A 13398-nucleotide genomic window follows, 5' to 3' on the forward strand; every position below is an offset into this window, starting at 1 on the left:
GATATTAAAAGTGAGTAAACTATTATCCAACACCGTGCGGTTTTCTATAGCAGACAGTGACTTTTATTTTAAAAAGATCATGATCAAAACGCTTATGGAAAATCCTTTCTATATGCTTCTGAATGACTGTAATAACGGGCATGAGCTTGTGAACAGGATTTACAGGAGACAGGAAGACGTGTTTATCATAGAACTCTTTATGCCGGTATTAAGCGGTATAGAAGCCATTAAATACATCCGGAAGAATAACGAGGAAACGCCTATTGTCACTTATTCCAACACCTACCAGGAAGATATGGCTGAGATTCTTTCCAAAATCCCTAATGTGTACTACTGCCAGAAAAAGAGTACCATTATCAAAGATATCATCAAAGGCAGTATTGCTTCTGAAGGCTTCGACTATGGACAGTATTCTAAAGAATGGGAACAGCAACCGCTTGCCGTACAGAACTACATGGAAAGGCAGAAAAAAGGACAGGAAGAGCTGTCTCCTACTGAAATTCAGCTGATGAAATTCTGCTATGAAGGCTACAGCAACAAAGAAATTGCAGAAAAATTAAACTTAAGCACACGTACCATTGATACCTATATCAACAGACTTACGGAAAAGCTTGGACTGAAGACAAAACTGCATCTCATCCGTTTCTGCGTGGAGAATGGCTACTACAATTCCAGCATGTAGGGAGATTTAATGTAATATTAATATAGACTCAACATGAAAACTCCAACTCTTTAAACAAAAATATTTTGCCACTAATTTGCTAGTATTCAATTTTTTTAACTAAATTTGCACACCTAAAATTTAAAATTAAAAAAGGAAATGACAAAGGCAGAATTGGTAAACACCATCTCAAATAAGTTGGGAACAGAAAAGAATGAAACACAGAAAGTTGTAGAAGCTTTTATGCAGGAGATCAGGACTTCTATGTATAATGGGGATAACGTTTATCTGAGAGGTTTTGGATCTTTTATCATTAAAACAAGAGCTGCTAAAACAGGAAGAAATATTTCTAAGAACACTGCAATTGAGATTCCTGCTCATAACATTCCTGCTTTCAAACCTTCAAAATCTTTTGTTGAGAAAGTAAAAACTAAAGTCGCAGTAAAATAAAACATTAACTGAATATTAACTAGTTACTAAAAAATTAAAATTATGCCAAGCGGAAAGAAAAGAAAAAGACACAAGGTTGCAACTCACAAGAGAAAGAAAAGAAGAAGAGCGAACAGACATAAGAAAAAATAATCTCTTTTTCTCGAGATTTACAATATAATAATATAGTTGGTGGTTTTAATTTTTTAAAGTTCACCGACTATATTTTTGTTTGCAAGTATAAGATCCCGGTGGAAAACAAGGGCTTTTGCAGATATTTTTTAAAAAGATGTATCAATTTCATTCTAAATTCTTATATTTAATATTATTTATCTGCTAAAAAATACGCCAGTTCCCTATGATCTTAATAATTTTTATCTTATAACAAAATGAAGAAAGAACTAATAGTTTCGCATGAAGATGATCTTACAAAGATTGCACTGCTGGAAGACGGAAGACTATGTGAACTTCATGAGCAAGAGGACAAAAGCGAATTTATAGTTGGAGATCTGTTTGTAGGAAGAGTAAAAAAACTGGCACCGAACCTGAATGCCGCATTCGTTAATATAGGATATGACAAGGATGCATTCCTGCATTATCAGGATCTGGGACCACAGTATCTTACCTATAAGAAGTTTTTAAAAGATACTATTTCCAAAAAACAGAGCACTTCAAGCTTAAAAAATTTCGAGATACAACCCGAAATAGACAAAAACGGAACCGTAGACAAAGTCATTGTAAAAGATGATCTCGTTCTGCTTCAGATCACCAAAGAACCCATTTCTACAAAAGGTCCCCGGATCTCTACTCAGGTTTCTTTGACAGGCCGTTTTCTGGTCCTGATCCCTTTCGACAACAAAGTCTCTATTTCCAAAAAAATCAGAACCACTGAGGAAAAAGAAAGACTGAAAACCCTTATTGACAGTATCAAGCCTGAAGGTTTTGGAGTGATCATAAGAACGGTTGCGGAAGGAAAGAAAGTAGCAGACCTTCACAATGACATGAATCAGCTGATCCAGAAATGGGAAAGCACGTTCAAAAACATTCAGAAAAGTAAGGTTCCGGCCAGAGTTTTAAGCGAAGAAGACAAAGCTTCAGCTATTTTAAGGGACAATTTCAATCAGGATTTCGTGAGCATTATCTGCGATGATGAGCAGATGGTAGACGAAATGGCCAACTATGTGGAGGTCATCGCTCCTGAAAAAAAGAATATTGTTCAGTTTTATAATTCCCACATCCCTCTTCTCGAATATTACAACGTTGAAAAACAGCTCAAACAGAGTTTTGGAAAACACGTGAATATTCCAAGTTCAAAAGGTGCTTACCTAGTTATCGAACACACAGAAGCTCTTCATGTAATAGATGTTAACTCCGGAAACAATATCACAACCGGAAATTCAGCCAATAAGGAACACGCGATGAACGTGAACAAAATGGCTGCCACAGAAATCGCAAGGCAATTGCGTCTTCGTGATATGGGAGGCATTATCGTTATTGATTTTATCGACATGCAAAACCCTGATCACAGAAGAGATTTGTTTGAACATTTGAAAGAAGAAATGAAGCGTGACAAAGCACGCCATAAAATTCTTCCTCCTAGTAAATTTGGATTGATCCAGATTACCAGACAAAGAAACCGACCGGAAAAACAGATCGAAACCAAAGAAGAAAATCCGAACAAGGACGGAGAAATCACAGCTCCTATTGTTGTTGTGGAAAGAATGGAAGAAACCATAAGAAATATTATACAGAAGGATAAAGGAAAGCTTTATCTGCATGTACACCCTTTCGTGGAAGCTTACCTTACCAAAGGAATCAAAAGCATCCAGATGAAGTGGTTTATAAAGTATAAAAAATGGGTCACCATTATTCCCCGGGATTCTTTCAAATATTTAGAATACAAGATTTACAATTCGAAAAAAGAAGAATTGATTGGATATTCTAACTAACACAAAATTTTAAAACCTCTGGCTTGTCCGGAGGTTTTTTTATTATATTTGCAGTCTTAAAACACTCATAAAAATGATAAAAAATTTATTTCTGGTGCTGCTTCTTGCAGTACAGACTTCTTTTGCACAAATTATTTCTAAAGATTTTTCTTTCGCTTCGAATGGAGAATATTTAATTCCTTTTAACATTAGCAGTACCGGCTATTATAACTATCCTGACTCTTGGTCAATGGTCCAAAGCTCTGATAACAGTATTTATGTGACTTATAGTACCGGTGATGTATCTCTCACGACAGTACCTAGAGAGTCTTTTGTATTAAAACTTACCCCCGGTGGAGTGGTAAATCAATCATTTGGAACCAATGGAAGAATTCAATTACCTCACCATATCAACCTAAACAAGATAAAAAGACTGACAGATGGTAAATTGCTGATTTTCGGCTTCAATGAGACAGGAGGAGCAACAGTGTACAGAATGCTTCCCAACGGACAATTAGACCCTACTTTTGGAACAGGTGGCATTTCGGTAATTCCCCAAATTAATAGTGGTCAGAACTATAACGCTTTTGGATTCCTTTTACAGAATGATAAAATAATTATTCATGGGATCAATGGTAACAGTATGTCTGAACACTATAACCGCCATATAATTTACAGGTTAAACGCTAATGGAAGCATTGATAGTACTTTCGGAACCAACGGGGTTGCATCTACACAGGGAAGCACCTTCTCCAGAATGGATTTATTCATTGATAATCAATCTAATATCAACTGTTTCAACAATGATTTCATTCAAAAATTTGATTCAAACGGACTACCAATGCCCGGTTACGGAAATAATGGAGTTGTATCATTAGCAGATGCTAACGGTTTTGGTCAGTACGGAACCGCTGATCATGTATTTATGGACAGTAATAATAAATTTATTTTCGTAGAAAGTTTGAATACTAACGGAGTTTTAAAAATAAATCCGGATGGAACGGTTGATCATACTTTTACGAATAACTTATATGCAAGCTTTGGTACAGGTACCTCCATTTCAAATATGATTGAAAAAAATGGATATTATTATATTGTGGGATATAGCCCTGTCATCACAGCAAATGGTTCATATTTTATTTCAAAAATATCCCAAAATGGTGTAGTAGATTCCAGTTTTGGCTATTATTTGGATGCCAATATTGCTGATTCATTCTATCCCGAGATGTTTGTCAATAGCGATAATATCATTACAAACACAGGAATTATCGTTAAATATCTTTTAAACAGCTCCACATTATCAACAAAAGATATTACAAAAATTACTCATGATATTTCTTTTGAGAATCCTGTTAAACAAAACTTGATTTTCAGCACAAAAGAAAAAGTAAGTAAAATAGAAATTTATTCCGTCGATGGAAAAATTGTAAAAACGCTAAAAGACAACAATACAGATCTTTCAGAATTACTAAAAGGAGTTTACCTGGCAAAAGTCACATTCGAAAACCGAACAAAAATTGTAAAAAAGCTTATAAAGAATTAATTTTAATTTATATATTTTCTTTCAATACCGGGTGTTTTAATTATATCATTCAGGACCAGTCATTTTGCATAGCTCTGAAAGAATTATAATTTGATCAGTTCATTCAACACAATTTAAAAACTCAAAAAATGAAAAAATTCTTACTACTGGTTGTTCTGGTAGCCCACACTATCTCTGCACAGATTATCTCTAAAGACAACACTTTTGCTTCGAACGGAATACATTCCATAACAGGTAATATTGCCTGGTCAAAAATGATTCAAAGTTCAAATGGAAGTATCTATTTTACTTATGCGAAAAATAACCCGGCAACAGGACTTTCCGAAACTATTTTATCAAAACTCAATCCTGATGGAACCACAGACTCTTCTTTCGGAAATACCGGAGTCGTTACAATAGTCTATTATTCTAACGATAGCCAAATGAAAGTACAACCCGATGGTAAACTCTTACTATACTGTTTCGATTCTGACGCAAGTACAAATTATGCAATTATCATCAGAATACTTCCCAACGGACAATTGGACGGCACTTTTGGCATCAATGGAGTTGTAAAAATTCCTGATCTTAATCCTGATCTTGATGCGCGGGGGTATGGATTGGTCCTTCAGAACAATAAAATAATTATTTACGGACAGAGAACAATTATTCCTTTACAGGATTCTTCCGGAAAAATATGCAGGTTGAATGAAAACGGAAGCATAGATAACACTTTTGGAAATAATGGTTATATCAATAATTTCAGCAGTTTTATATTAGTAGATATAGACAGCCAATCTAATCTGGTCTGTTTTGGTTACAATAAAATAGATACTGTAAATGAAACATATGTAGGGGCCATTGCAAAATATAACAATAATGGACAACCTCTTACAAACTTTGGAAATAACGGTGTGTCAAATCTTGCCTTCAATCCCGGATATATACAATCTTCTATTTTAGACAGTAACAATCATATTATCTTTTCAAAATTTGATCCCAATGCTGCCGGAAGCCTCAATAAAATTAATTCGGATGGAACTTTTGACGCTTCTTTTGTCACTAATTTTAACTCATCTTTTCCTTTTCTTATAGACGTTTTGAGTATCGTAGAAAAAAATGGATATTATTACCTTGGCGGTATGAGCTATGAGCAAAACAATGGAGAATATTTCATCTCCAGACTTACCCAAAACGGAACACAAGAGCCTGTTTTCAATCATTTTATAGAAACTGATCCCAATTTGAAAACAGTTGGAGATATGATCGTTAATGATAACAACATTATTGCCAACGGAAGCGGATATATTGTAAGATACCTGCTTAGTACCTCAACATTATCAACAAAAGATATTACAAAAATTACTCATGATATTTCTTTTGAGAATCCTGTTAAACAAAACTTGATTTTTAGCACAAAAGAAAAAGTAAGTAAAATAGAAATTTATTCCGTCGATGGAAAAATCGTAAAAACACTAAAAGACAACAATACAGATCTTTCAGAATTACTAAAAGGAAATTATCTCTCAAAAATTACATTCGAAAATGGTAAAACAACGGTGAAAAAACTTATAAAGAAATAGTTTTTAGGATGCTCTTCGGTCTTATGAAAAGGTATTTACTTAATTTTGGTAAATACCTTTTTTATTTTTAATCTTAAACAAAAAATTACAGAATGGGCAAAGAACATCACTACAAAGCAGCCATCCACTGGACAGGAAACAAAGGGACGGGTACCAGCGGCTATAGAAACTATGAAAGGAGTTATACCGTCCATGTTGAAAATAAAGCGGTTATAGAAGGCTCTTCTGACCCGGCATTCCGGGGAGATAAAACCAAGCACAATCCGGAAGACCTCTTCCTTTCCTCGCTCTCTTCCTGTCATATGCTCTGGTATCTTCATTTTTGTTCTGAAGAAGGGATCATTGTCACCGATTATACAGACGAAGCCACCGGGGTGATGATTGAAACAGCAGATGGAAGCGGCCATTTTACATCTGCCAGTCTACATCCCACCGTTGCTGTTGCGAAAGAATCAATGATTGATAAAGCAATGGAACTTCATCATAAAGCCAACCAATTTTGTTTTATAGCCCGGTCGGTCAATTTTCCTATACAACATATCCCTACTGTGGTAGTTAAATAATTTCAAGCGCAGCTTTAATCTTCCAAAATACCTATTAATAATACAGTTTTACCATGATAACTCTAAAATTTAGCTCTAAAACTCCACACAAAGAGATTTATTTATCAAATAATCAATAAAATTTAAATTTTACAATCATTTATTATGTAAAAAATCGCAATTAATTGTTATTATTATGTAAAATGTAAAGTTTTTTTTATATTTTTATATAAACAAAACTAACCATGATGAAACCAAGATTAACCATTTTTGATGAGCCTCTACTCTATACAGAAGGTTTATCAAAATTGCTCTCACAAAGCAAAATTTTTAACACGATTGACATTTGTAATTCTTATGAAACCTTATTTGAACAATTAAAAGAAGATCCCCCTGAAATTCTGGTTATAAGCTCCAATATGCTCATGCTTACCGATATTTTCAGACTTGTAGAAGACATTACCTCCACCAACAAAAAAATCAAAATTATTGTCATCGGCAATAGTTACGATATGACTGAAATCCGGAAGCTTTTTAACAAAGGCATTAAAAGCTATCTTGATAAAAACAGCAGATACGATGAATTCCTGAAATCGATAAACGTTCTGCTCCTGAATGAGATCTACATCTGCGACAACGCCAAAGAAAGAATGATCAACTTTATCAGCAGTGAGGATGGCAAGCCCAATCCTCACATCAAAGAACCGCTAACGCGAAGAGAGATGGAAATCCTCAGACTGATATGCGACGGTTTAAGCAGTAAAGATATTGGTGAAAAGCTATTTATAAGCATTAATACTGTAGAAACCCACCGCAAAAGAATTCTTTTAAAATTAAATGCAAAAAATTCCGTAGGAATAGTCAAATACGCCTTAGAAAACCACATTATTGATTGATGAAAAACCAATTTCGATGACCTCCAAAAAGAATCCAAACCTTAGGTTTGGATTCTTTTTGGAGGTCATCGAAGTCAACAGGTAATTTTGCTTGGCAAGTGAATGGTGAATTTTTGAGTTTAAGAAACAAGATTTTTCAGACATCAGATTTGAGATTTGAGACTTTTTATTGACTGATTCAATAATTCCCTAACGAGCTTAGAATAGGAACGGTCATACTTAACGCTCAACTCATTCAATCTAAACCCTAGTACAGCCCCGCAACTCAAAACCTTTACCTCACAAACAAATAAATGGTCAATCATCATTGGACAATGGACCATTCACTATTTAAAATTCATCGCTTCCTTCTATTCGTAATCCGGCATTTCTCCGTTGGCGAAAAGAGAAGCTCTTGAAAGATCAGTCATTGTAGTATTGAGATCAATAACCATCACATTTTTCTGAGAGATATTATCGTTAGACGTATTCATAAAAATAACCTGGGCATTATTCGGGGAAAATCTCGGGTCAAGATCGTTGGTTCCCAGCGGTTTTCCGCTTTCCGAAGAAATATCAGATACCGTATCATTGGTCAGATTATAGATGAAAATATGAGAGTCAAGTTGCCGGTAATTTCCACTTCCGTCCTGATATCCTGACATATCTCTTGTATAGACAAGCATTTGCCCGTCCACAGAGAAATTCAGTCCGCCTGAAGCTCCCTGAGATCCTGACAGAATGGTTTTCAAAACACTTCCTGTCATATCAATAATATAGATCTTCGTATGGTAGCCGCTGTAATCATTCGTTTTTAAGGCGATCTTGCTGCCATCGTAGCTCCAGTCGCACTCGGAGATCATGCTGCCATCCGGAGTGGTAAATACCTGCGTAAGGCCGCTTCCATCCTTATTAATCCTATATAATTTATTAAAATTAGAATAAAGAATTTCCTGCCCGTTGGTACTCCATGCAAAATCCATTTCATAATTATTAAAGCCTGCTGCCGGAACCGTCGTTACTTTAAAAGGGTTGGATCCATCAGGGTTTGCAGTGTAGATATGAGTACTTCCGCCTTCAGTTCGCAGAAATGCGATCAGTCCGGCATTGTTATTTTTTCGCGGTCGCCAGCTGTTATACGATGAATTGGTGAGCTGAAAACTGTTTCCCTGTCCGTCACTCGACAGAATTACAAAGTTACCGTTCTGTTTCTGTGTATAATGATACCGGTTGGCGGGCACTGTGTTGGTGGTAAATTTACCGATGGAGCTTAAAACTGGCGGGTGAATGCCGTCCGAAACAGACACCTGCCAGAAGTAACTAACACCAAACTTCAAATTTGAAAGCGAATAATGCTTCGCTGTCAAATCATTAACCTGAATCACATGAGTATCGAGGTTATTTTTAACTGCTAAACTATATTTTAAAACATCAGCCGTATCTGGATCTGTAGCGGTCCATGTGAGTTCAACACTCAAGGGCTGGTTCACCGCATTGTCTACCGGACTAAGCAGCTGCGGTGCAGAAGGAGGAGAATTAAGAGATTCATCATCATTCATTTCAAAAACCACGGTTACCACCTGGTTTTGACTCTGTATATTGACACCCTGAAAATTGGTGATATAACCGGAGAGTTCTGCCTTCACAGAATAATTCCCTATCGGCATAGAAGTGATTTCGAATGTTCCGTCTGTACCACTGAAAACCGTCTGTGTAGTAGGTGCTGTAAAAATTTTCACATTAGAAATAGGCACGTTGGTACCTCTTTTTACCACCTTCCCTTTCAATGTTCCTGTCTGAGCCTGATCCACAAGATCTTCGCTACACGAAAACAGACAAAAAGTAAGGATCAACAGGCTGAGTATTTTGATTAAAGTTTTCATAATTCATGTTTTTATTTGTTTCCAAGGTAAAAATTGATTCCCAGTGCAAACCGGAGCGCCTGATCTTTTCTTTTGCCATTTACCAGACCTTCCCAATCATCTTTAAAGCCTATATCATATTGTGACGAAGCCCGTACTGCGGTATTATTCCCGATCATATATTCAAGTCCGCCCCCCACCTGTCCTTTGTACTGTGGTTTGTATTTTGAAAACATAGCTCCCATTCCACCGTAAACGTATGGACTGAATCTGTATTTCGGGAACAAAAGAAATTCGAGATTGAGTTCAGGAACTATGTAATTTTTTTTGATAATATTTTGATTCTCCAATGTAAAATAGCTGCCGCTGGCTTCAATATTGAAATTTGGGTTGATAAAATATTTTACCCCTACTTTTCCACCGGCATTCATTTTAGGATTTACATAATCATCTTTGATCTTCTGGGCTTCTATATTGGCAAAAAATGACATTTTCTGTCTGTAGTTCTCAGGAAATTTATTCCCCACCGTTCTTCCGACATTTTCCTCCTGCTCTTTGTTGTAATCATTGATCAAACTCTGGTAACCCGTTAAGTTTTCAGATGATTTTCCCCATATCTTATCTCTGATGCCTTCAACAATCAGAGATCTTACTGCTTTTTCGATCGCTTCAGTGACAGCAAGCTGAACGGGTTCATTTTGGGTAAGCCCAACTTCTGCTTCCAGCAGTCTTTCTGTATCGATATATCTGAAAAAGCTTCCGTTCACACTGGTGGAAAGAATTGTTTTGGAGATATAGACGGTTTTGAGAATTTCACCATTAAGAGTAGATACAGCACGCAGATAAATAGTGATTCTGTCCTGGCGGTATTGGGTAGAAGCCCCTATTCCGAAGTATCTTGCTCCCAGGCCTCCGGTCATGACATTGCTGTCGTAAGAGATCACCCCACCTTCCAGAAGAATTCCTGCATAGAGAAGAGGTGGAAGTGCCTGACTGTTTTTATCAGCGTCTTTCATGTATTCCTGTCTTGTGGACCGGATGATCTGTCTTTCGTTTAAAAGATTGGCAATATTTTCCCTTTCAATAGGGATAAACCACCGGCTGTCCTCGAGTGCTTTAATCAAAATGGTGGTGGTCCCTTGTGGAACTGCCGTGCTCCAGTTATTTCCGTTTTCGGACGGTTTATACTGGCCGGTCTGATCCCTGAATTTGTACACGCCGATGACAATTTTTTCTTTGGGAAGAGGAAGGTTCCTCAATTCCGCAGTAGAGGGTGTGAGCTCTCCCATGGTAGATCTTTCGGGATCAGAAGGAAGACCCAGGATGGAACTGCAGGCCTGCATGAAGCACAGCAGAAACGTACAGAAAAAAATTCTGGTGTAAGCATAAGTTCTCATGGTAAGTTTGGTTTTTAGTTATTTTTTATTTTGGAATCACGATCTCGGACTGATCGCCTGAACTGGTATCCAAAATATTGATCAAAAGTCCCTGAGCTGTTGTAGTGATCTGGAGATAAAGTGATCCGAAAAGATAATTTCCTGGCTTTAAACTACCCTCCCCGAACTGATCTTCAAACAGTTTCCTGGACAACTCACTCAGCACCTGCCGATTGATACTCTGGCTGAAACTGTCGAGCGAATTAACATTATCGAGCAAACTGCTGTAATCATTTTTTTCATCAAACTGATTCTGAGCATTTGCTGAACTTAAAAGCCACTGGTAATTAAAGGTATCACCTCCGAATGCCGGATTGACAGGCTTATAAACGAGCTGCTGAGATTTTCCGGAGAAAATACCCGCAATAAAGATTAAAATAAGGATAAAGGTTTTCATGGCGGACGTTTTTAGTAGATAAATTCATTTTTGATAAGGTTTTTCTTTGCATTAAATTCTTTGATATATTTTAAGCTGGCTGCCAGCTGTTCATTCAAGTAATCTTCGTTGGGATTGGTCATAAAACTGTAAATTACTTTGTCATCCATCTGGATGCTGATCTGGCCGCTGGTGCCACGAAGAGGAAGTTCGGAAATCGTAACTGCTCCACTGCTTTTATCGGACATCTGACTGTACTGCATGTAAAAAATGTCATAAAAGTCTTTTCCTACTTTTGTTTTAGTCTCATCAATGGTAAGTCCTTTGAGCTCGAATACAGCATCTTCTTCCACCTTAGCTGTTTTTTTTTTGAATAGATCGTTGTTGATTTCCAGGCTGTCTTTAGCCATCATCTTCTGGGTCTCTTCATCTCTTACATACAGAAAAACTTTGAGGGCATCTTTAGGTTCAAGATTGACATTGATCTCAGATAAAACCTTTACTTCATTGGGATTCATAGAGAATTTCCCGCTTTGCTGGTTGTTGGAAAGATTTCCTGATTTTCCTTTTTTTATGGAAATCAACAGATAATTCAGTTCTTTATAAACCTGGGTATTGTTGGTGATCACAGCTTTCAGTCTGATCTGATTTTCGAGAATGCTTCTTTCTATTCTGGCATTCACTTTTTTATCTTCCTGCCCTTTAACCATTGCAGACAGGAAGACAAATAAAGTGCACAAGCTCAAAGAATATAAAAATTTCATCACGTGTGTTTTAATAATTTCTCATGAAAATCGTTTTGTTATCCCCCTTTACACTGATCTGCATTCCGTCTGAGACCGTGTTGCTTCCGGTAATATCAATGATATTGTTGTTTCCCTGTGTACTAATGGTCGTCTTGGATTCTTTATCCGTAAATGAATTCATGAAATAAAGAGTATTGTAATCTCCTAGTTGTTGGACGGCAATATTGGTTTTCGCGTTAAGAGAAAGTTCCGCGTTGTTTTGATTGCCTATCTGAATAATATTGGAGCCATAAAGTCCCTGCTCTGTCTGTTGTTTTGAAAGAAGATCAAGAACTGTACTGCTGTTGACCCGGTCCCAGTCTATCTGTTGTGCATGTACGAGCAGTACTGCGAAAAGTGTAAAGGCACCCCACCTCAATTTCAACATGGTCATTAATTTTTAATAAAGGTACATGAATAGAGTATTTGGAAAAACACGCCCAGCAGGTACATCTGTAAAATCACGGTTTCCGGGTATGCTGATCATTCTAAAGCTTAAAAAAGGAGAAAACCGCAGCTTCTCCTTTTATTGTTGATTACAGTTCATTGATTAATTGGATTGGTTGACTACCATTGAGTTTCCGTTACCCATCTGGGTTCCTACATGAATGTGAGAGTCTCCGCTTTGAGCTACCCAGGTAAAGTTATTATTTCCCATCTGAACATCCACTGCTGTATTGGAGTCTCCTAGTTGAAGTTGATAAAGCTGATTACCATTTCCCACCTGCGCTCCTATCGCTGTATTATCATCACCCATCTGAACTGAAGCGGCAATATTGTTGTTACCAGCCTGATCATGGGTGGCATTGTTGTCATTACCATCCTGATATTGTACCAAAAGGTTGTCATTACCGACCTGAAGACCGCTTGCTTCATTTCTTCTTCCAAGCTGAACCTGATAAGCATCGTTACCGTTACCTAACTGAATTGCAGAAGCATCATTTCTTCTTCCATCCTGATATTGTACTACTACGTTTCCTACACCCAACTGTAAAGAAGAGGTTTCGTTTCTTCTTCCGATCTGAGTTTGTTCTGTAGAATTAAAGGCACCAAGCTGCCAGGTTACTGCAGAATTTCTGTTTCCTGTCTGGCTTACCTCATTTGTATTCCCAAGACCAGTCTGGTCTACATCAATAGAGTTTCTGTTTCCGATACTTTCGGCGGTATTAACATTCAGAATACCGATCTGATCAATATCTGCCGTATTACGGTTTCCATCCTGCATTAAAGTATTGATATTCAAAAGACCTGTCTGATCAACAGTAGCAACATTCAAGTTTCCAATCTGGGCAGTAAGATCAATATTTGATTGTGCGAAGCTGAAACTCATGGCCATTAGTGTAAACACACCTGTGATAAAGTTTTTCATTTTGATAAAAATTAATTGGTTAATAGTATG

13 protein-coding genes are annotated in these 13398 nt (G+C 36.9%); 7 read left to right on the top strand and 6 right to left on the bottom strand.

Annotated elements, in window-relative coordinates:
- Positions 1–10: 10 nt before the first annotated feature.
- From BW964_RS08815 to BW964_RS08845, 7 genes are all read left to right on the top strand, one after another.
- Positions 11–682 carry a response regulator transcription factor gene (locus BW964_RS08815; protein ID WP_076506463.1) on the top strand — a complete coding sequence of 224 codons (672 nt, stop codon included), beginning with the start codon at positions 11–13 and terminating at the stop codon, positions 680–682.
- A 138-nt stretch (positions 683–820) separates the two neighbouring features.
- Complete coding sequence (locus tag BW964_RS08820; RefSeq protein WP_002984212.1) at positions 821–1111, top strand: HU family DNA-binding protein; 291 nt, start codon at positions 821–823, stop codon at positions 1109–1111.
- A gap of 368 nt (positions 1112–1479) precedes the next feature.
- Complete coding sequence (locus BW964_RS08825; RefSeq protein WP_076506465.1) at positions 1480–3039, top strand: Rne/Rng family ribonuclease; 1560 nt, start codon at positions 1480–1482, stop codon at positions 3037–3039.
- Positions 3040–3112: 73 nt separating this feature from the next.
- Positions 3113–4561, top strand: a complete 1449-nt coding sequence (locus BW964_RS08830; RefSeq protein WP_076506467.1) for a T9SS type A sorting domain-containing protein — start codon at positions 3113–3115, stop codon at positions 4559–4561.
- A gap of 128 nt (positions 4562–4689) precedes the next feature.
- Positions 4690–6123, top strand: coding sequence for a T9SS type A sorting domain-containing protein (locus BW964_RS08835; RefSeq protein WP_076506468.1), 1434 nt, complete (start codon positions 4690–4692; stop codon positions 6121–6123).
- Between the two features lie 92 nt (positions 6124–6215).
- Complete coding sequence (locus tag BW964_RS08840) at positions 6216–6686, top strand: OsmC family protein (RefSeq protein ID WP_076506470.1); 471 nt, start codon at positions 6216–6218, stop codon at positions 6684–6686.
- A gap of 227 nt (positions 6687–6913) precedes the next feature.
- Positions 6914–7561, top strand: coding sequence for a response regulator transcription factor (locus tag BW964_RS08845; protein ID WP_076506763.1), 648 nt, complete (start codon positions 6914–6916; stop codon positions 7559–7561).
- A gap of 350 nt (positions 7562–7911) precedes the next feature.
- On the opposite strand, the gene BW964_RS08850 is transcribed toward BW964_RS08845, so the two are convergent.
- The 6 genes from BW964_RS08850 to BW964_RS08875 all read right to left on the bottom strand — a co-directional run bounded on the left by BW964_RS08850 (position 7912) and on the right by BW964_RS08875 (position 13368).
- A complete protein-coding gene (locus tag BW964_RS08850; protein WP_076506472.1) occupies positions 7912–9423 on the bottom strand; it encodes a carboxypeptidase-like regulatory domain-containing protein in 1512 nt (503 codons plus the stop codon).
- Between the two features lie 11 nt (positions 9424–9434).
- Complete coding sequence (locus BW964_RS08855) at positions 9435–10799, bottom strand: CsgG/HfaB family protein (RefSeq protein WP_076506474.1); 1365 nt, start codon at positions 10797–10799, stop codon at positions 9435–9437.
- 25 nt (positions 10800–10824) lie between these two features.
- Positions 10825–11235, bottom strand: coding sequence for a curli production assembly/transport component CsgF (locus tag BW964_RS08860; RefSeq protein WP_076506477.1), 411 nt, complete (start codon positions 11233–11235; stop codon positions 10825–10827).
- An 11-nt stretch (positions 11236–11246) separates the two neighbouring features.
- On the bottom strand, positions 11247–11978 hold the full coding sequence (locus tag BW964_RS08865; RefSeq protein WP_076506479.1) for a CsgE family curli-type amyloid fiber assembly protein: 732 nt from the start codon (positions 11976–11978) through the stop codon (positions 11247–11249).
- Positions 11979–11988: 10 nt separating this feature from the next.
- Positions 11989–12387 (bottom strand): hypothetical protein, encoded by a 399-nt coding sequence (locus BW964_RS08870; RefSeq protein ID WP_076506481.1) that lies wholly within the window; start codon positions 12385–12387, stop codon positions 11989–11991.
- Between the two features lie 162 nt (positions 12388–12549).
- Positions 12550–13368 carry a hypothetical protein gene (locus tag BW964_RS08875; RefSeq protein ID WP_076506483.1) on the bottom strand — a complete coding sequence of 273 codons (819 nt, stop codon included), beginning with the start codon at positions 13366–13368 and terminating at the stop codon, positions 12550–12552.
- Between the last annotated feature and the right edge of the window lie 30 nt (positions 13369–13398).

It is taken from the genome of Chryseobacterium shigense (assembly GCF_900156575.1).
GTDB classification, from domain to species: Bacteria; Bacteroidota; Bacteroidia; order Flavobacteriales; family Weeksellaceae; genus Chryseobacterium; species Chryseobacterium shigense.

Bases quoted from the DNA above. Each gene is read 5' to 3' on its own strand.
- BW964_RS08855 (WP_076506474.1), bottom strand. From the start codon at position 10,799: ATGAGAACTTATGCTTACACCAGAATTTTTTTCTGTACGTTTCTGCTG.
- BW964_RS08865 (WP_076506479.1), bottom strand. From the start codon at position 11,978: ATGAAATTTTTATATTCTTTGAGCTTGTGCACTTTATTTGTCTTCCTG.
- BW964_RS08840 (WP_076506470.1), top strand. From the start codon at position 6,216: ATGGGCAAAGAACATCACTACAAAGCAGCCATCCACTGGACAGGAAAC.
- BW964_RS08845 (WP_076506763.1), top strand. From the start codon at position 6,914: ATGAAACCAAGATTAACCATTTTTGATGAGCCTCTACTCTATACAGAA.
- BW964_RS08825 (WP_076506465.1), top strand. From the start codon at position 1,480: ATGAAGAAAGAACTAATAGTTTCGCATGAAGATGATCTTACAAAGATT.
- BW964_RS08830 (WP_076506467.1), top strand. From the start codon at position 3,113: ATGATAAAAAATTTATTTCTGGTGCTGCTTCTTGCAGTACAGACTTCT.
- BW964_RS08870 (WP_076506481.1), bottom strand. From the start codon at position 12,387: ATGTTGAAATTGAGGTGGGGTGCCTTTACACTTTTCGCAGTACTGCTC.
- BW964_RS08820 (WP_002984212.1), top strand. From the start codon at position 821: ATGACAAAGGCAGAATTGGTAAACACCATCTCAAATAAGTTGGGAACA.
- BW964_RS08835 (WP_076506468.1), top strand. From the start codon at position 4,690: ATGAAAAAATTCTTACTACTGGTTGTTCTGGTAGCCCACACTATCTCT.
- BW964_RS08850 (WP_076506472.1), bottom strand. From the start codon at position 9,423: ATGAAAACTTTAATCAAAATACTCAGCCTGTTGATCCTTACTTTTTGT.
- BW964_RS08875 (WP_076506483.1), bottom strand. From the start codon at position 13,368: ATGAAAAACTTTATCACAGGTGTGTTTACACTAATGGCCATGAGTTTC.
- BW964_RS08860 (WP_076506477.1), bottom strand. From the start codon at position 11,235: ATGAAAACCTTTATCCTTATTTTAATCTTTATTGCGGGTATTTTCTCC.